Here is an 18703-nt window from a genome sequence, read left to right on the forward strand (position 1 = left end):
TCAAAAAACTTTAACCTCTATTTTCTTCCGTTCAAAAAAGAAAATATCACAGCTTATTCGTTATCCATACGGCGATATAGATCAATGATCTCTTTTGCTAAATCAGTAAAAGCAATCGCTGTCATTAAATGATCCTGACTATGAACCGTCAATAAAGTCACTTGGATATGGTTTCCTTGTGCTTCTTGTGTTAACATTCCTGTTTGAGAATGGTGGGCTTGGACTAAAGATTCTTCTGCATCAACGATTTTTTGATCTGCTAATTCGAAGTCTCCAGCTTTAGCTGCAGCAATCGCTTCCATTGCATCGCTCTTTGCATTTCCTCCATACATGATCAAACCCATAACTGCTTCTAAATTTTGTTGCTCTTCCACGTCTGTAACCCCGTTCATTTTTTATTTTTACTTGTCCATCAATGCAATTGCTTGATCAAGGACTTTTTCGCCATTCATCATGCCATAATCAGACATGTTGATTACGTCGAAAGGAATACCTTTAGGTGCTAGTTTTTGTTCAAATTGAGATTTCATGAAACGAACCTGTGGGCCTAAAAGTAATACGTTTACTTCTTTCGCTTCCAAGTTGTTATCTGCATCAGATGCTGATACCGCAAAGATATCTGCTTCCATTCCGCGATCTTCTGCTGCTTTTTGCATTTTTGTTACTAGTAAACTTGTACTCATTCCTGCTGAACATACTAACATAATTGTTTTTTTAGCCATTTTATTACACTCCTTCTAAATTAGTTGTATTTACACTTTTATATAGAGCAAGAAGTATGCCAAAAAAAGTATAGACCAAACCTAGTAACATCAAGGTTTTGGTCTATACAGATTGTGTACACACTACTATTTCACGCACTACACACTAGATTTCGTGTGCGCTTTCTTTCCCGTTATAAAGACATTTATATCAATTTGAATATTCGTTAGGTAGTTGTCTTATTTTTAGTTAAAACCATTATTTTCAGTTAACTCTTTAAACCAATAACCACTTTTTTTGATCGTTCTTTTTGCTTGATTATCTAAATCGACAGCAATGAATCCATAGCGATTTTTATAGGCATTCAACCATGACCAGTTATCCATACAGGTCCACATATGATACCCTTGGACTTGACTTCCTTCTTGTATTGCTTGATGTACCCATTTTAGGTGATCTGTTACAAATTCGATTCGATAATCATCTTCAATCATTCCATCAGCTTTCACGAAACGTTCTTCACCTTCTACACCCATGCCGTTTTCAGAAATATAGCAACGGATATTGCCATAGTTTTCTTTCAAGTTCATTAAGGTATCATAAATGCCTTTTTCATAAATTTCCCAACCACGATATGGGTTCATTTTTTTTCCTGGCATATCATATACATCATAAAAATCCTCAGGTAGGATACTATTGCCTGTTATTTCTATTGGTGTCTCTTTAGCTTTAACTCTGCGAGGTTGATAATAATTGACCCCTAAAAGATCGATCGTATTTTCTGCAATTGTCGCTAAATCCTCAGGTGTTGTTTCAGGCATCAACTCTTGTTCTTTGACCCACGCCACTATATCTTCTGGAAAATGACCTTTTACAGCAGGATCTAAAAACGAACGATTAAACAACCCATCGACTAATCGAGCAGCTTTAACATCTTCTTCATTTTCAGGATCTCTAGGGTAACTTGGCGTCAAATTAAGAACGATTCCGATTTCTCCAGTTAAATTCATATTATGATATACTTCAATCGCTTTAGCACTAGCTAAGGCTTCGTGATAGGCAACTTGAACACCATGTTTTAAGTTTACTTCTTCTGGATAATGCCATCCATATAAGTAACCACCTTCAACTGGCACGATCGGTTCATTATGTGTAAACCATTTTTTCACACGGTCTCCAAATAATTCAAAGCAAGTCTTAGCATAAAACACATACTGATCGACAACATCACGATTTAACCAACCTCCTTGCTCTTGCAATACCATTGGCATATCAAAATGATATAAATTCATGAACGGTTCAATGCCTTGCTCCAATAAGCTATTGATCACATCATTATAAAATTCAACGGCTTTTGGATTAACATCTCCCGTTTTTGGATCTGGAATCAATCTGCTCCATTGAATAGATGTCCGAAAAGAATTATGCCCCGTCGCTTTCATTAATTGAATATCTTCATGATATTTCTTATAAAACTGAGAAGTCTTATCCGGGCCTACTTCGTTAAAAAATAGTTCAGGTTTTTCTTCGTACCAAAAATCCCATATATTTTGCCCTTTTCCATCACCTTCAAAAACACCTTCCGTTTGAGGTCCGCTGGCCGCAGATCCCCACCAAAAACCTTTTGGGAACTGATAATTCATGATCGTCATCTCCTAATATAATTTTATTTGAAAATAGATAAAATCCCTCAAAATCGAGACAAAACAAAGACCTTGTTTTGTCTCACTTTCTCTTGAGAAGATTTTATCTATTCGTCTATCATTAAGCTTGTGTGTTTTCTTCTTGCGCTAACGCTGCTGATTCTTGTTTTAAGAATTGATCCGTTGCTACTTTAACAAACGGAATATAAATCAATACAGAAATTAGTAAGTTCACTGCAGCCAAGACTCCACCAGCAATACTCTTCGTTGCCAAGAATCCACCAATGATCGGTGGTGTTACCCATGGTGGCATAAATGTCGCAGCTGGAACAATACCTGTTGATGTTGCAATGTATGCTGTTGTTACAAGAACCATCGGTGTAATGATGAATGGAATAAACATGATCGGATTCAATACGATCGGTAATCCAAACATTACTGGCTCATTAATATTAAAAATACCTGGTGCTAAACTTAAATTCGTGATGACTTTAAATGGTTTATTTTTACGTCCTACTAGGAAAATAGCAATCAATAGACCTAAAGTAGCACCTGTTCCACCTAAGTTTACAAACGAATCAAAGAAAGGTTTGTTCACGATATAAGGAATTTTTTCGCCTGCTTCTAACGCTTTGATATTAGCATCAATCGCTGGTACATTGATTGTTTGCATTAATGGATCGACCATATTCGCTCCATGTAAACCAAAGAACCATAAGAAAGGTGTAATAAACGCTAGTAGTAATGCAGATGGATAGCTATTTGCTAATCCCATAAATGGTTTTTGAACTGCTTCGTAGAATGATACTACGATATTTTCAACACCGAATCCTAATAAAATTGATGTGATCAAACTAAACAGACTGATTGTGATCATTGCAGGTAACAATGCTGCAAATGATTTAGCAACTGCTGGTGGTACACCATCCGGCATTTTGATCACTAATTTATCGTTTCCAACTAATCTTTGGAAAATTTCACCTGAAATAAGTGCAATAACTAAAGCAATAAATAATCCTGTAGCATCCGTTCCGCTTAATCCACCAACCGCAAAGAATGAAGCAACTGAAACAGTTCCTGCTGCAATTCCGTCTTTACCGTAAGATTTTACTAAATTGTACGCTACTAAAAATGCAACTAAAATTGAAAAAATTGCAAATGTTCCGTTCCAGATATTTCCACCGAAACTCTTCCAAATTGGTGCGTCATTGACGATCATTGGAAATAATTTATCCATCAATTCTGGAAATCCAGGTATTGGTAAATTATTGATAAGTACCGCTAACGCTCCTAAAATCATTAATGGCATCGTAACGACAAACGCATCACGAATGGCCACTAAGTGGCGTTGAGCCGCAATTACTGAGGCTTTTGGCATAAAATGTTTTTCCATCCATTGAACAAATCCGTCCATTTCTTGTAAATCCCCCTAAACAATATTTATCTAAAAAGCAATGATGCTCTTCAAATCAGTTTTGACTAATGTTCCGTTATCTAAACGGGCCATTTTCTATTTTTGTTGCTCTTACTCATTATCCATACGACGATATAAATCAATGATCTCTTTTGCTAAATCAGTAAAAGCGATCGACGTCATCAAGTGATCTTGACTGTGAACTGTCAATAATGTTACTTGGATATGGTTTCCTTGTGCTTCTTGTGTTAACATTCCTGTTTGAGAATGATGTGCTTGGACTAAAGATTCTTCTGCATCAACGATTTTTTGATCTGCTAATTCGAAGTCTCCTGCTTTGGCTGCGGCAATCGCTTCCATTGCATCGCTTTTAGCATTTCCTCCATACATGATCAATCCCATAACTGCTTCTAAATTTTGTTGCTCTTCCATATTCTAAAACTCCATTCATTTTTTATTATTTTGATTATTATCCCATCAAAGCAATTGCTTGATCTAATACTTTTTCGCCGTTCATCATGCCATAATCAGACATGTTGATCACATCGAAAGGAATGCCTTTAGGTGCTAGTTTTTGTTCAAATTGCGCTTTCATAAAACGAACTTGTGGGCCTAAAAGTAATACGTTTACATCTTTCGCTTCTAAGTTGTTATCTGCATCGGATGCTGATACTGCAAAGATATCTGCTTCCATTCCACGCTCTTCTGCTGCTTTTTGCATCTTTGTTACTAATAAACTTGTACTCATTCCTGCTGAACATACTAACATAATTGTTTTTTTAGCCATTATTAGTCACTCCTTCTGAAATTGTTGTATTTACACTTTTATATAAAGCAAGAAGCGTGCCAAAAAAAAATATAGACCAAACCTAGTAATAACAAGGTTTTGGTCTATACAGATTGTGTACACACTATTTTTTCGGCGATTACACACTAATCAATTTTGCTTATATTCTGTAATCAGTTCGATTCTATTTTCTAAAAACAGTTGTGTCAAATGTGCAATATCTGACTCGGTAAAGGCTACACGATAAGCTTTTTCAATCACCATTAAATTTGTTCTAGTTACGTCTGTTTCTAGACGGTTCTTTTTCATGAATTCTGCAAGATTATCAAATTCTTTTGATTTCTCACCTTTCAAGATAGCATCTACCAAGAAAGCTAGATGAATCACGATACCGGCATCAACGCCAGGCTCTACAATAATATGCATATCTGTTTGGATTTGATGAACTGTTTTTTGCAGCATGACGATCAATTTTTGTAGTGAATCGACTGCAGTGATCGTTCCACCTAATGATTTCACGATTTTCTCCGTTGGCACTTCATCACCTGCAATTCGTTTGAGCACATTTAATTTCTCATCATCAAAAATGTCATACGCTGAAAAGAATGGGATATTTTGATATTCTACATCAACGGTTCCAGCAATTGCTTTTATTTCATAATCCTCCATTAAACTATCGATATGTTTTTTGAAGGCTTCCCGCTCTAAAAACTGCATTTGAATGATTTCTACTTTGTTTTCGTCGATCACAGGTAAAATTCGTTGATATAATTTTGCAGCAACACCTTCACCAGTAAAACAAGTGACCACTACCGCTTTTTTAACATCTTCACGATTTTGTGGGCTGGTACGAAACTGCTCTCTAATAATACTTTCAAATGACATTTGGATATTTTGATAAATATCTTCTAAACTTCGTCCCACACTTGCCATGCGAATCGCTTCTAACACGATCATTGTACTAGTCATCGTGATCGCTTTTGTTCGAATACCTGTCTCTTCAAAAATCAAATTTCCAAAAGAATTCAGTGAACCCATATCTGTTAAAAGCAACATACCATTTACTAATTTATCACGATGATTCAAGACAAAGCTTTTCAGCTGTTCATACATCGTTTGAACTTCCATTGTAAGCGGCATGTTCAGGGCAGCACCGGTTTCTGTTCCAAGCAATTCTTGTGCTGTTTTCAACATACTTGAAGCTGTAGAATCACCATGCATCAGAACTACTACACCAACATTGTTAGCGTGGACTTTTTCTTTATTGCCAACGTTGATCGATAAAAACATACTGATAAAACCAATTTCATCAAAAGGAATTTCAATATTATTTTCTTCCTCTATGATAGCAGACAGATCCATAGCTACCTGAAATTCTTTTTTCATTTTTTTTCTGACATTATTTAAATTAGGATGAACGATAACGTGTCCTTCTCTAACTCGATCGATCGTACTTTGCAGATGTAAGGCAAAGGCAAAGCGGGCTTTTTCATTATACGTGCGCTCTAATCTTTTTTCTGCGATGTCATATAAATGGTCCGTCAGCTTCCAAATTGGTTCTGGCAATAATTCTTTGTGCACAGGATTTTGTGTCAATTCATCCACATAAGTTTGAAAATAAGCATCCATATCACTTGAGATCAGCTGCTCTAAATTGACATTTTCTAATTCATTTGCTGATAAAGTCGCAACTTTCTCTTCAATTTCATTATAGACTTGCATATCACGAGCTGGATCTTGAGACCAGACAACTTCATTTGTCCCTGGTTCAAAGCTTAAATAATTACTCTTGCTATCAACAAAACGATCTAAGCGATCAGAAACTTCTTTGATTTTTAATAAGCCTTTTTGCACTTGCAGCGGCAAGTCTCGTTTTTGAATCACCAAACTAGATTCTTCATGCGTGCGATAATGAAGAAATGATTTGGCACAAACAAGTTTTAAATCCCGTTTCACTTGACCGATATTGCCTTCTGCATCGTACAACATAAAAGCTAAGATCGCTTCTCTTTTAATATCGATTCGTTGATTCAACCGATTTGCTTCTTGTTTAATAAATAATGAAATAATATCATAGCGTTCATCAAGCGAGCGTGCATCTAGAGACGGCAATGTGATTGCCATAGGAATTCTACGATTGAATGTTGTTAAAAAGCTTTCAGAAGATTCTGTTGTTGCACCAATGATTTGAACAGAGGCCTCATAGGTTTGACCACTTTCACCAAGCGGACGATAGATGCCTTTATCAATAAATGTAAACAGCATTTCCTGCCCTTCCGGTGGTAAACGGTGGATTTCATCAAGAAAGAGAATCCCTCCATCGGCTTTTGACATCAAACCTGGGCTATCTTCATTGGCACCAGTATACGCTCCTTTTTTGACCCCAAAAATATGCCCGAAAAGCAATTGAGGATTCTGAGCGTAATCAGCACAGTTGAAAGAAACAAAAGGAGCATCTGCCGCTAAGGTTTTAGAATCAACTGCAAAATGATACATACATTCAGCAAATAGTGATTTCCCGGTTCCAGTTTCACCAAAAATAATGGTATGTAAACCACGCGGGGGATATAAAATCGCCGCTTTTGCCTGTTGGATGCTGACCTTTAAAGAATCCTGCGCTCCTACTAAGTTATCAAACGTTACCTCACTAGAATGATCCACATGGACTTTGTCTTCTTCTGTTACAACTGAATAAATGACTGGACGACCATCACTTTTAATGATCTTATGTTCTTTGAATAATTCACTTAAATAGCGGCTGGCATTACTTCGATCGATGGCAAGCTCAAGGGCAACATCTGCCGCCGTCATGCCTTCTTTTTTTAATTCTAAAACTGCTAAAATCTCGTCTTTTCTAGATTTCATGGATAGCCTCCTTAAATCATGACGTTCTTACTTTGTCTCTATTTATTCAGGTTTAGACAGTTTTCGTCTAGCCCCTTTATTTTTGTTGTTTTTGGGACGATTTTTAGGTTTTGCTGTTTTTTTCGTTGGCAGCGTCTTTGTTGCTTGTTCTTTTTTTACCGTCACATTTGAAGAGAGCGTTTTTTCCTCTGTTAAACTTTTTTCTTTTCTAGTCAGATGGATTGCGCCATCGTAAAGAAAGATTTCCTGAAAAGGAAGCTCTATTTTTTTCATCAAGCGTTGATAATCTCGTTTGGTCGCATCATTGACAAATGTAATGACAAATCCTGAAGCGCCCATTCGGCCAACGCGTCCTGCTCGGTGAATATAGCTTTCTTCAGATAAAGGAACTTCAGCGTTCACAACAAATGGGATCGCATTAAAATCTAATCCTCTAGCCGCAATATCTGTTGTCAAAAGCATGACCGCCCGATTTTTTGCGAATTGATCAATTGCGAGTTTACGTAAAGTTTTATTCTGATCTGAAGCAAGACCTGCGACTGCCAGTCCTTCATAAATCAATTTTTCTTCTACTGACCCTAAATCAGCTATTTGATTGAAGAATACCATCGCCCGAAAATCGGGTGTATAAGCTAAGCTCCTTAAATAATCACTTTTCTTTCTCGGAGATAAAGCCATAAAGTAATGTTTCACAACACCACCAGATTGATCTTCACCTGTTACATCAATGATCGTCAGTTGATCCGTTAGTTTTTGGGCTTCTTCTGCCACTCGATCAGCCGTTGCTGAATAAAAGACTAACTGAAACTTTGTTGGTGCACTGGTTAGAATTTGTTTGGTCAAATTTAATTCTTTTTCATGAAATAGTTGATCTACTTCATCCATTACGATGGTCTTTAGTAAGTGACTTTTGATTTTCTTTGTTTTGATTAATTCCATTACACGGCCAGGTGTTCCTACTAAAATTTCTGGTTTCTTTTTTAATTTTTCGATTTGACGGCCGACATTGGCACCACCGATCAAGGTTTGAGTTTTCAATTGAAGTAACGTTGCCCAATCGCGTACAACTTGGCTGATTTGGACTGCTAATTCTTGTGAAGGTGCTAAAATCAACAACTGACTTCCTTGGTCTTTTTCTACATTTAGAAGTAGCGGTAAAACATAAGCTAGCGTTTTACCTGAGCCTGTTGGGGAAATCCCCAAGACATTCTCTTTTTCCTTTAAAGGCTGGAAACTTTTTTGTTGAATCATTGATGGCTCGCTAAAACCAGAAGCTTGCCAATGTTCTTGCCAAGCTTCTGGTAAATTTTTGTTAAATGTCATAATAATCCTTTCTTCGTTAACGCTGTTTATTCTGTGTCTGCATCAAAAACAATGCCAGCACTTTTTCTTAAGCTTGTTACTACTTTATTTACATTGCGTGATAACTCTACCCATTCTTCATAACGAACGCCCATTGTTGGATCGTTAGGATTTTCAAGCACATCAGCAAAATCATTGGCTTCTTCGATCATCGGATTTTCTTCTGTTGTTAAAGAAATGATATCACGTTCTTGATGGTTTCGATCATAAAATTCTGCTTTAGAGATGGCATTTACACTATCTAAAACTAATGTTCCACCATCAAAATAAATTTCAGAATCTAAGAAAGAATCCGCATTTTTCCCTGTCTGTAGCGTCACGTCAAACAAGTCATATCTTAAAATAGCCGTACCGATCCCATCCACATCTGTCGGGATTTTCCGTGCAAAATAATAACTTTCGTTCGGCATACCGAACCAGCCTACAGCAGCATAAACTAAATAGACACCAAGATCCGCCATAGCGCCTCCAGAAAAATGTGGGGAAAAGATATTTGGTTCTTGTCCATCCAGTACTTGGTCATAGCGTGATGAATATTTCATATAAGTAAAGTTTGCACCTGTAATTTGATTTTTCAAAGGCAATAAATCGCGAATTTTCTTGAAGCTTTTCTCGTGAATATTACGAGCTGCTTCAAAAAAGAAAACCTTTTTCTGATTCGCTAATTCAATGATCTCTGCCATTTCTGCTGGCGTTGAGAAGGCTGGTTTTTCAACAATAATATTTTTTCCTGCCAAAATCCCTTGTTTTGCTTGTTCAAAATGAAGGGAATTAGGCGAAGCAATATAAACCGTATCCATATGCGCAATACCAAAAAATGTATTCAAATCCGTTGCATACTCAACATCGCCGTATTCTTCACCAAATTTTTGCGCTGTTTCTAATTTGCGTGAATAAACCGCTGTTAAATCATAGCGATTTGTTTCCAATGCTGCTTTGACAAATTGATGACTAATCCAGTTTGTTCCAATTATACCTAAGTGAATCATATTTACCCTCACCTTTCTGAATTTGGATCTTCAAACGTTGTTGTGACATCAAATGGCACCTGATGTTCTATTGCTATTGTATCAGGAGTGACACTACAATTGTAAGCAATGACGCTTAGCCCTTGTTTTTGTCCTGATAAAATCATTTCTGCTAAAGCTTGTTGCATAGTTGTGTGAATTGTCGCCGCTTCAACTTTCTCAAATTGGATGACAAACAATACATAGCTTTGATACCCTTCTTTCACGGCTTCAATCAACTCGGTCACATGCTTCAAACCTCGCAGTGTTGGTGCATCAGGAAACGCGCCGATTCCATGATTTTCCAAGGTCATTCCTTTAACCTCAACAAATGCTTGATTGCCAGTATCTGTCTCAACTAATATATCAAATTGTGACTGGGCAAAACGCTTTTCTCTTTTTACCGAAACAATTTCACCTTTTAAACCTGGCAATATAATCGTACCTGCTTCAATACCTTGAGCCGCTAACGCATTAGGAACTTGGCTATCGATATTAAACCAAGCAGTATCTTTTTTGACAGCAATCAGATCATAATCTGTTTTTCTCTTTGGAGAAGGCTGATACGATAATCCGACCTCCACTTCTGGATAAAATAGTTCTTTACAGCGACCAGTATTTTTTACGTGAACCGTTACCATTTCACCAGTTTCCTGCAACCGACATTCTGCAATAAAACGATTCGGTCTATTTATAAAATGTGCTAAATGCACGTTCTTATATGTAATCATTGTGACACCCTTTCTTCAAAACAATACCATATTTTGGATGAAAAAGCATCGTCAAACGTTCAAATAAATCTTCATACGTCGGAGAGCGTTTTTACTGAAAAATCTGTTCAGATTTAAAAATAGTTATGACTTCATTAAATTTTATTATACGCCGATAGTAAAATTAAGCTAGACAACTAAATAAGTCATTTGTGCTACACTCAAAATAGTTCCGACCAAAGAATTATAAGGAGTGAAGACAAATGACCTATACTCATCTTACATCAAATGAACTCGTGATGATAGAAGCTTATTTCAATATGAGCCAACCTGTTACGATGGTTTCTAAGACTTTAAATCGTTCTAGACAGACAATCTACAATGTTTACAACTTCCTAAAACAAGGAAAATCTATCTGTGACTATTACCAACAATATAAAGAAAATAAAACGCGTTGTGGTCGACAACCCATTAGTTTGCCTACAGAACAGCATGATTACATTCAAACTATGGTGGCTCAAGGGTGGACACCTGATGTGATTATTGGTCGAGCTGAGTTTCCTATTTCATGCTCTGTTAGAACACTTTATCGTCAGTTTAAAGCAAATCAATTTGATTGCTCAAAACTACCAATGAAAGGGAAACGAAAGCCCAACGGGCATAAAGAACGTCGCGGAAAGCAAGCATTTAAACGCAATATTTCAGAACGATCCACTGACTACCCTGATTTCCAACAGGAATTTGGGCATTTAGAAGGGGACACAATTGTTGGCGTTTATCATAAAAGTGCCATCATCACTCTAGTTGAACGCCTTTCAAAAGTGATTATTACATTAAAACCAAATGGTCGGAAAGCATTGGATATTGAAAAAGCGACAACTGATTGGCTACAAAAGATTCCCAGAAATTTGTTCAAATCCGTGACCTTTGATTGTGGAAAAGAATTTTCAAATTGGAAAAACATGAGTAATGTCAATGATATTTCTATCTATTTTGCAGACCCTGGAACCCCCTCACAACGCGGATTAAATGAGCATTCGAATGGGTTATTACGTAAAGATGGGCTGCCTAAAACAATGGATTTTAATCAAGTTGACCAAGCTTTTGTTGCGGCTGTCGCCTCTAAAAGAAATCACATACCAAGGAAATCTTTAAATTATCGAACACCATTAGAAGTATTTTTGAGTTACATAAATGAAAGGCAATTGTCTAGCTTAATTTGACAAATCAAAATAGGAAAGGATTTTCGAATAGTTTGTTTTTTAATTTCGTGATATGATTGTCTTGGAGGAGAATGATAGTATGAAAAAACATTGGTCATTATTTTTAGGTGCATCACTTATTACGGGTATTGCGGGCTCATTGTTCTTGAAAAAGAAACAAGAGAATCAACAAACGGATTCTGAGATTCCTAATTTATATAAACGTTATTTAGGCAGTTGGTGGTTTGTTAATAAAGTAAAAGCCACGCAACATACATTAACCATCGAAGATGATTTACAGATCATTATTGATGGCAAAAAACTAAGTTACATGTTAGTTGAATTAACCAATAAACGGTTAGTCGCACAAGATGAATATGGGTATCATTTGATTGTTCAATGTTTGAATGATCAGCCTGCTTCATTATATGATGAAGCAGATGATGCTACTTATGTCTTAGAAGCTACTGATTCTTTAGATTGTCCAACAGAAAACTAAAAGAAGCGGTCCTCAAAATTATTTTATGAGGATCGCTTCTTTTAATTTTCTATTATTTTACAGTTCATCGATTTGTTTACGTTCTTTGGTTTTACTTAGTTTTCCTTCTCGTTTCTTTAGTTCCATTTTAATTTCTTCTAAAGAAACTCCTGTTTCAACTAACAGAACGAGCATATGATATATTAGGTCAGACGTTTCAGTAATTAGTTCAGCTTGATTGTTTTTAGCTGCAATGATCACTTCTGTTGCCTCTTCCCCGACTTTTTTCAGAATTTTATCTAGCCCTTGGTCGAATAAGTAATTTGTGTAGGAACCTTCTTTGGGTTCTTCTTTACGCGCTCTTATCTCTTCATAAAGTGCTTCAATCATCTTTTCCCCTCCATTATACTAGCTAATTACATTGAAAAAACAACTGTGTTCTCCCGTGTGACAAGCGGCTCCTGTTTGTTCAACTGTAATAAGTAAAGTATCCTTATCGCAATCCGTAACGATACTTTTTACATGTTGGATATGCCCACTTGTTGCGCCTTTATTCCACAATTGTTGGCGGGAACGTGAATAAAACCAAGTTGTTTCTGTTTCAAGCGTTTTTTTGTAGCTTTCTTCATTCATATAAGCGAGCATCAAGACTTCATTCGTTTTTGTTTCTACAATAATTGCTGGTAATAACCCTTTGGAAAAATCTGGTTTCATCGACGTACCTCCATTCCATTATGTGCTAAAGCTTCTTTTAGCTCTGGAATTTTTACCTCACCATAATGGAAAATACTTGCAGCTAAAGCGGCACTGACCTTTGTTTGCTCAAACACTTCCACAATATCTGCGATATTACCGCAACCACCTGACGCAATCACAGGAACATTTACAGCGGCGCTTATGGCTTGATTTAACGCAAGGTCGTAGCCTTTTTTTGTACCATCTGCATCCATACTAGTCAGTAAAATCTCACCAGCGCCTAAAGCAACAGCTTTTTTAGCCCACTCTATCGCATCTAATCCAGTATCTTCACGTCCGCCTTTAACAAAAACATGCCAAGAATCGCCTACTTTTTTTGCATCGATTGCAACAACTATACACTGAGAGCCAAATTTTTCTGCCCCAGCTTGAATCAATTCTGGTTGTTGAATCGCGGCTGAATTAAGGGAGATTTTATCGGCACCGGCTTGCAGCATTTTTTTCATATCAGAAACACTACGAATGCCACCGCCCACAGTCAAAGGAATAAAGACTTCTTCTGCTGTTCGTTCAACTACTTCGATCATCGTTTCACGGTTATCACTGGTAGCAGTGATATCTAGGAAAACGAGTTCATCTGCGCCTTGTTCATTATATGCTCGCGCGATAGCTACTGGATCACCAATATCTTGCAAATCAACGAAATTGACGCCCTTGACCACTCGTCCATCTGTGACATCTAGACAAGGGATAATACGTTTAGTCAGCATTTTTTTCCACCTCCAGCATATCTGCTAACGTAATAGCACCATTATAAAAAGCTTTTCCAACAATTGCTCCGTATAAACCCAATTCAGCAAGTTTCACTAAGTCGGCTTTACTACTGACACCGCCTGACGCAATAATTTTTACATCTGGTACAACTGCTGATAGTTTCACGTAATCTTCAAACGTCGGCCCCATTAAAGTTCCGTCTTTAGCAATATCTGTGTAGATAATCGTTTTGACACCAACTGCCGCCATTTCCTGAGCCATTTGTAAATAGTCTGTTTCACTAACATCCAACCAGCCACTGATGGCGACTTTCCCATTCTTAGCATCGATACCTACAGCAATTTTATCCCCATATTTCAAAATAGCTTCTTTGACTAAATCAGGATCTCTCAATGCTGCTGAACCGATAATGATCCGATCGATTCCAAGCGCCACATAGGCATCAACTTGTTCTAATGTGCGAATGCCTCCACCAACTTCGATTTTTAAGCCCGTTGCTTTTTTCATTTCCTCGATCAAAGAAGCATTGGATGCTTTTCCCATCAAAGCACCATCTAAATCAACCACATGCATCATCTGGATACCTGCTGCTTTAAATTCTTTTGCTTGTGCTACTGGATTATGATTGACAATCGTTTTTTGCAGAAAATCACCTTGAACCAACCGAACAGCTTTTCCTTCTCTAATATCAATCGCGGGTAAAACAAGCATGCTCCACTACCTCCTTAAATCCTCTTAAGATCATAAGCCCTGCCTCACTACTTTTTTCTGGATGAAATTGAGTTCCATAGATATTTCCCTTTGAGATCATTGCAGGTATTTTGATTGAATATTGAACCAATGCATCGATCAGATCAGGCTCACAATCTGCATAATAAGAATGAACAAAATAGACGTACTCTCCGTCTATTTCTTTGGTTAATAGCGTTTCTTTCGTTACAACTAGTTTATTCCAGCCCATATGTGGAACAGGTAAATCAGGATCATCTGGCAACTTTTCACAAATCCCTTCGATCAAACCCAACCCTTCTGTAAATCCATTCTCCATACTGCCTTCTAAAAGCAGCTGCATCCCTAAACAGACCCCTAAAATCGGTGTACCTTTTTGAGCGACTTCTTGGATCACAGTGACTAATCCACGCTGTTTTAATTCCGTCATTGCTAATGCAAAAGCACCTACACCTGGCAGTATCAAACCATCAGCTGCTCGAATTTCATCAGGATCAGCGGAAATTTTATGTGTTAAACCAACATAATCTAACGCCTTTTGAACATTGCGGGTATTTCCAGTATCGTAATCAATGATAATAATCATCTACAAAATTCCTTTCGTCGAATTGACTCCTTGAATGGACGGATTTTCAGTAATTGCCTCTCTGAGCGCTCGGCCAGTCGCTTTAAAGAGTGCTTCTATTTTATGATGTGTATTTTTCCCATGCAAAATTTTTAAATGAAGATTCATTTGAGCGTTAAAAGCGAATGCTTGAAAAAATTCTTCTGTCAATTCTGTGTCAAAATCCCCAAGCTTAGGATTATCGAACGCTGCATCAAAAACTAAATAAGAGCGCCCACTTAAATCCAAAGAAGCCATCCCCAAAGACTCGTCCATCGGCACAAAACTAGTACCATAGCGATTGATACCAGCCTTGTCCCCTAAAGCTTCTCGAATACATTGACCTAAAACAATTCCAACATCTTCTACCGTATGATGACTGTCCACTTCTAAATCACCATTCACTTTTACTTCTAATGAAATACGACTGTGGCGGGCAAATAAAATCAACATATGGTCAAAGAACCCAACTCCCGTTTGGATCGTGACTGGTTCTTGGCAATCTAGATCAAGTGTCAATTCGATTTTGGTTTCTGCAGTTTCTCTTTTTAAAGTAGCTGTTCTCATTTCTATTCCCCCAATATAAAAATCTGTTTTATAAGATCAGTCAAAACGACATTCAACGGCTCTGGCATGCGCTTCCAATCCTTCTTTTCTTGCTAAAAGAGTAATCGCATCTTTCGCTTGTGCCAAGGCTTCTTTTGTATAATAAGTAACTTGACTGTACTTTACAAAATCATATACACCCAATGGCGAATAAAATTTTGCAGTACCACTTGTCGGCAAGACATGATTCGTTCCTGAAAAATAATCTCCTACTGGTTCTGACGCATACTCTCCCAAAAAAATCGATCCAGCATTTTTTATTTCATGTAAATAACTGATTGGATCAGCCAGTTGTACTTCTAAATGTTCTGGAGCAATTTCATTCATAATCGTCAACATTGCTTCCACCGTTGACGCAAGGATGATCAATCCATGATTTTCGATTGCTTTTTCAGCAATTTCCTTACGAGGTAATGTTTGTAATTGTTGATAAATTTCTTTTTCGACTTCTTCTGCAAGTTTGACTGAATTTGTCACTAATATTGCTCTGGCAAGCGTATCATGTTCCGCTTGAGACAGCAAATCAGCAGCAATATAAACAGGATTTGCAGCAGCATCTGCCAAAATCCCAATTTCAGAAGGCCCTGCGATCATATCAATTCCTACAGTACCGAATACTTGTTTTTTAGCAGTTGCCACATAAATATTACCAGGTCCGACAATTTTATCCACTTTAGGTACGGTTTCTGTTCCATACGCAAGAGCCGCAATTCCTTGTGCTCCGCCAATTTGAAAAATTTTATCTACTCCTGCAATTTTTGCTGCGGCTAAAATCACATCAGGGATTCCATTGGCTGAAGGCGGCGTAATCATGATGATCTCTTTAACACCGGCGATTTTTGCAGGCAAAACATTCATCAATACAGAGGAAGGATAGGCAGCCGTTCCGCCCGGCACATAAACCCCTACTCGAGCCAAAGGCAATACTAATTGTCCCCGTAAAACACCTGATTTTTCTGTATCCATAAAATCATATTGCTTTTGTTTTTGGTGATAACTGACAATGTTTTCTTTAGCCGCTTCTAAGGCTGCGATCACATCTTTTTCTACTCTCTGAAAACCTAATTCGATCGTTTGCCTCGTTATAAATAAATCCTTTAGTTCAACTTGATCAAATTTTTTAGAGTATTCCCGCAACGCTTGATCGCCATTTTGGATCACTTGTTGAATGATTTTACGAACTTGTTCCTCCACTTCTCGATTGTTCTCTTGAGTCAGCTGAACATTATCGTTTAATGCTGTTAAAATTTCTGATGTTTCCCCTGATAGCCATTTCACGTTTCTTCTCCTCCTTCAATTACAGATTCTAGTTCATTAAATAATTGAAATATTGCTTGGCGCTTACGTTTTAGCATCGCTTTATTTACGATCACCCTAGCCGATATTGAACAAATATCTTCAAATATTTCTAAACCATTTTCTTTCAAGGTTGTTCCGGTCTCTACTATATCAACAATTGCATCTGCCAAACCTAAAACTGGCGCAATTTCCACAGAACCTTCAATCTTGATAAGCTCAACATCTTCTCCCTTTTTGCGAAAATGTTCAGATGCAACAGTTGGATACTTTGTCGCAATTCGTTTTCTTTTATAATCATTCGGTTGATAATTTTTTGTGGAGGCGACTGAAAACTTGCATACGCCAATCTTTAAATCCAGCATTTCATAATACCCAAATGGATGCTCGATCAGTACATCTTTGCCGACAATTCCCAGATCAGCCACACCGTGTCGTACATAGGTCGTCACATCAGCAGCTTTTACCAAAAGAAACGTAAAACGATGATCGGGACTAGTAAAAATTAACTTTCGCTGCTTATCCTGCATAAAAGAAATATCGATTCCTGCTTGTTCAAATAGGATTAATGTCTGTTTTTCCAAACGCCCTTTTGTTAATGCAATAGTCAATTGTGTCAATTTTGAGCCCCCACCTTTATCACACGTATTTTATCTTGTGTTACCTCGATAATTTGTTGATACTGCCATCTTTCTCCATATTTCAACGCGTCTTCCAGTGTTTCAAATAAGGATAATTGATAGCGGCTATTCTCTTTTACCAGCGCTTCTGATTTTGATAATTGTGCTAAGGAACCATGAACCAACGTCGTCGGTTGTTCTAAAGGTGCTAAGCCTTTGATTTGATATTGTAAGGCAACCAATGTATCTAAATTGATGCCCAATCCAACAGCTGGAATCACAGGATGACCGAATTGTTCCGCTAAATGATCATAGCGTCCACCACGTAAAAAAATATCGGGCACTAAATCGGCATAACCACTAAATAAAACACCTGTGTAATAATCCATCAAAGCTACTAAACCTAAATCTACAGTTACTGAAATTTTTGGGTAACACGTCTTGATAGCATTCATTAGTGTTTCTAATTCATCGATGATTGCCATGATTTGCGTATCATTTTTCAACAGTGATTTTGCGATCGGTAACACTTCGTCCACTTCACCAAACAACCTTGGGATTGCACAAATAAATCCATCCAAGTCACTTGGATATCTCGCTACAAATTGCTTGAGTTCGGTTAAGCTTTTATTATTAACATAGGTTTGAAGTTCTGCTTTTGCAAAGTTATCTAATCCAAGTGAAGTCACAATGCAACGGAAAATTTGTGCGTGCCCCAATTCAAAATGAAAATTTGGTATATTCAGTGCCTCTAAAATTTCAATAGCACATGTGATGCATTCGACCTCGGCTTTTAAAGAAGAATAGCCGATCAATTCAATTCCAGCCTGAGTCAACTCGTTTTGCTCCCCTAACATGTCATCATTTGAGCGAAATACTTTGCCACTGTAAGATAACTTGAGAGGCGGTTGAATCCCTGTTGTTGCAATCACTCGCCCGATCGGCATCGTCATATCAGGCCGCAAAACCAGTAATCGGCCTTGCTTGTCAAAAAAGCGGTATAATTCTTTTTCATTTTTTTCTTCACTGTAAAACACATCTTCAAACTCGATCACAGGTGTATCAATTCGTTGATAGCCTCTTTTTTTCACGATATCATTGACTTGTTTTTCTAATTGATAAGCGCCGTTGGCTTCTCGAAATAATTTGTCTTTCGTTCCTGATGGTAAACTACGATTCCATTTCATTAGGTTCCCTCCTTTGTTATA

General features: G+C 37.4%; 21 protein-coding genes. 2 read left to right on the forward strand and 19 right to left on the reverse strand.

The window, feature by feature from the left end; genetic code table 11:
* Window positions 1-53: 53 nt before the first annotated feature.
* The 10 genes from IGL98_RS13295 to sfsA form a co-directional block, all read right to left on the reverse strand.
* Entirely contained in the window at window positions 54-374 is a 321-nt protein-coding gene (locus IGL98_RS13295; RefSeq protein WP_010771280.1) for a PTS lactose/cellobiose transporter subunit IIA, read from the reverse strand.
* A 27-nt stretch (window positions 375-401) separates the two neighbouring features.
* Window positions 402-722 carry a PTS sugar transporter subunit IIB gene (locus tag IGL98_RS13300; protein WP_206846353.1) on the reverse strand — a complete coding sequence of 107 codons (321 nt, stop codon included), beginning with the start codon at window positions 720-722 and terminating at the stop codon, window positions 402-404.
* 225 nt (window positions 723-947) lie between these two features.
* Complete coding sequence (locus IGL98_RS13305; protein WP_206846352.1) at window positions 948-2345, reverse strand: glycoside hydrolase family 1 protein; 1398 nt, start codon at window positions 2343-2345, stop codon at window positions 948-950.
* A 121-nt stretch (window positions 2346-2466) separates the two neighbouring features.
* The gene (locus tag IGL98_RS13310) at window positions 2467-3759 is read right to left on the reverse strand and encodes a PTS sugar transporter subunit IIC (RefSeq protein ID WP_206846351.1); all 1293 of its coding nucleotides are present in this window, start codon (window positions 3757-3759) and stop codon (window positions 2467-2469) included.
* Between the two features lie 111 nt (window positions 3760-3870).
* Window positions 3871-4191, reverse strand: a complete 321-nt coding sequence (locus IGL98_RS13315; RefSeq protein ID WP_069646206.1) for a PTS lactose/cellobiose transporter subunit IIA — start codon at window positions 4189-4191, stop codon at window positions 3871-3873.
* A 37-nt stretch (window positions 4192-4228) separates the two neighbouring features.
* Complete coding sequence (locus IGL98_RS13320; protein ID WP_069646207.1) at window positions 4229-4546, reverse strand: PTS sugar transporter subunit IIB; 318 nt, start codon at window positions 4544-4546, stop codon at window positions 4229-4231.
* Between the two features lie 150 nt (window positions 4547-4696).
* Complete coding sequence (locus IGL98_RS13325) at window positions 4697-7411, reverse strand: sigma 54-interacting transcriptional regulator (protein ID WP_206846350.1); 2715 nt, start codon at window positions 7409-7411, stop codon at window positions 4697-4699.
* Between the two features lie 42 nt (window positions 7412-7453).
* The gene (locus tag IGL98_RS13330; protein ID WP_206846346.1) at window positions 7454-8734 is read right to left on the reverse strand and encodes a DEAD/DEAH box helicase; all 1281 of its coding nucleotides are present in this window, start codon (window positions 8732-8734) and stop codon (window positions 7454-7456) included.
* A 26-nt stretch (window positions 8735-8760) separates the two neighbouring features.
* Window positions 8761-9762 (reverse strand): Gfo/Idh/MocA family protein, encoded by a 1002-nt coding sequence (locus IGL98_RS13335; protein ID WP_206913261.1) that lies wholly within the window; start codon window positions 9760-9762, stop codon window positions 8761-8763.
* Between the two features lie 8 nt (window positions 9763-9770).
* Window positions 9771-10508: a DNA/RNA nuclease SfsA gene (gene sfsA / locus IGL98_RS13340; protein ID WP_206913285.1), complete on the reverse strand. Its 738-nt coding sequence runs from the start codon at window positions 10506-10508 to the stop codon at window positions 9771-9773.
* Between the two features lie 245 nt (window positions 10509-10753).
* On the opposite strand from sfsA, the gene IGL98_RS13345 reads away from it, so the two are divergent.
* Window positions 10754-11713, forward strand: coding sequence for an IS30 family transposase (locus tag IGL98_RS13345; protein ID WP_339099411.1), 960 nt, complete (start codon window positions 10754-10756; stop codon window positions 11711-11713).
* Between the two features lie 79 nt (window positions 11714-11792).
* On the forward strand, window positions 11793-12191 hold the full coding sequence (locus IGL98_RS13350; RefSeq protein ID WP_206842838.1) for a DUF4828 domain-containing protein: 399 nt from the start codon (window positions 11793-11795) through the stop codon (window positions 12189-12191).
* A gap of 57 nt (window positions 12192-12248) precedes the next feature.
* Here the strand turns inward: IGL98_RS13350 and hisE are convergent, their stop codons facing one another.
* Genes hisE through hisZ form a run of 9 tightly spaced genes read right to left on the reverse strand, consistent with a single transcriptional unit; the run spans window position 12249 to window position 18682 of the window.
* A complete protein-coding gene (gene hisE / locus IGL98_RS13355) occupies window positions 12249-12560 on the reverse strand; it encodes a phosphoribosyl-ATP diphosphatase (protein ID WP_206842839.1) in 312 nt (103 codons plus the stop codon).
* An 18-nt stretch (window positions 12561-12578) separates the two neighbouring features.
* A complete protein-coding gene (gene hisI / locus IGL98_RS13360; protein ID WP_206842841.1) occupies window positions 12579-12884 on the reverse strand; it encodes a phosphoribosyl-AMP cyclohydrolase in 306 nt (101 codons plus the stop codon).
* Window positions 12881-13636 carry an imidazole glycerol phosphate synthase subunit HisF gene (hisF, locus tag IGL98_RS13365; RefSeq protein ID WP_206842843.1) on the reverse strand — a complete coding sequence of 252 codons (756 nt, stop codon included), beginning with the start codon at window positions 13634-13636 and terminating at the stop codon, window positions 12881-12883. The genes hisI and hisF overlap by 4 nt, the downstream gene beginning before the upstream one ends.
* Window positions 13626-14351 carry a 1-(5-phosphoribosyl)-5-[(5-phosphoribosylamino)methylideneamino]imidazole-4-carboxamide isomerase gene (gene hisA, locus IGL98_RS13370; RefSeq protein ID WP_206842845.1) on the reverse strand — a complete coding sequence of 242 codons (726 nt, stop codon included), beginning with the start codon at window positions 14349-14351 and terminating at the stop codon, window positions 13626-13628. Before hisA ends, hisF begins: the two co-directional genes overlap by 11 nt.
* Window positions 14329-14955, reverse strand: coding sequence for an imidazole glycerol phosphate synthase subunit HisH (gene hisH / locus IGL98_RS13375; RefSeq protein WP_206842847.1), 627 nt, complete (start codon window positions 14953-14955; stop codon window positions 14329-14331). Before hisH ends, hisA begins: the two co-directional genes overlap by 23 nt.
* Window positions 14956-15540, reverse strand: coding sequence for an imidazoleglycerol-phosphate dehydratase HisB (gene hisB, locus IGL98_RS13380; RefSeq protein WP_206842848.1), 585 nt, complete (start codon window positions 15538-15540; stop codon window positions 14956-14958). It abuts the gene before it with no gap.
* Between the two features lie 36 nt (window positions 15541-15576).
* Window positions 15577-16857, reverse strand: coding sequence for a histidinol dehydrogenase (gene hisD / locus IGL98_RS13385; RefSeq protein ID WP_206842849.1), 1281 nt, complete (start codon window positions 16855-16857; stop codon window positions 15577-15579).
* Entirely contained in the window at window positions 16854-17495 is a 642-nt protein-coding gene (gene hisG, locus IGL98_RS13390) for an ATP phosphoribosyltransferase (protein ID WP_206842850.1), read from the reverse strand. The genes hisD and hisG overlap by 4 nt, the downstream gene beginning before the upstream one ends.
* Window positions 17492-18682 (reverse strand): ATP phosphoribosyltransferase regulatory subunit, encoded by a 1191-nt coding sequence (gene hisZ, locus IGL98_RS13395; protein ID WP_206842851.1) that lies wholly within the window; start codon window positions 18680-18682, stop codon window positions 17492-17494. Before hisZ ends, hisG begins: the two co-directional genes overlap by 4 nt.
* Window positions 18683-18703: the final 21 nt, after the last annotated feature.

It is taken from the genome of Enterococcus sp. DIV0840, assembly GCF_050527835.1.
Lineage (GTDB): Bacteria > Bacillota > Bacilli > Lactobacillales > Enterococcaceae > Enterococcus_L > Enterococcus_L ureasiticus.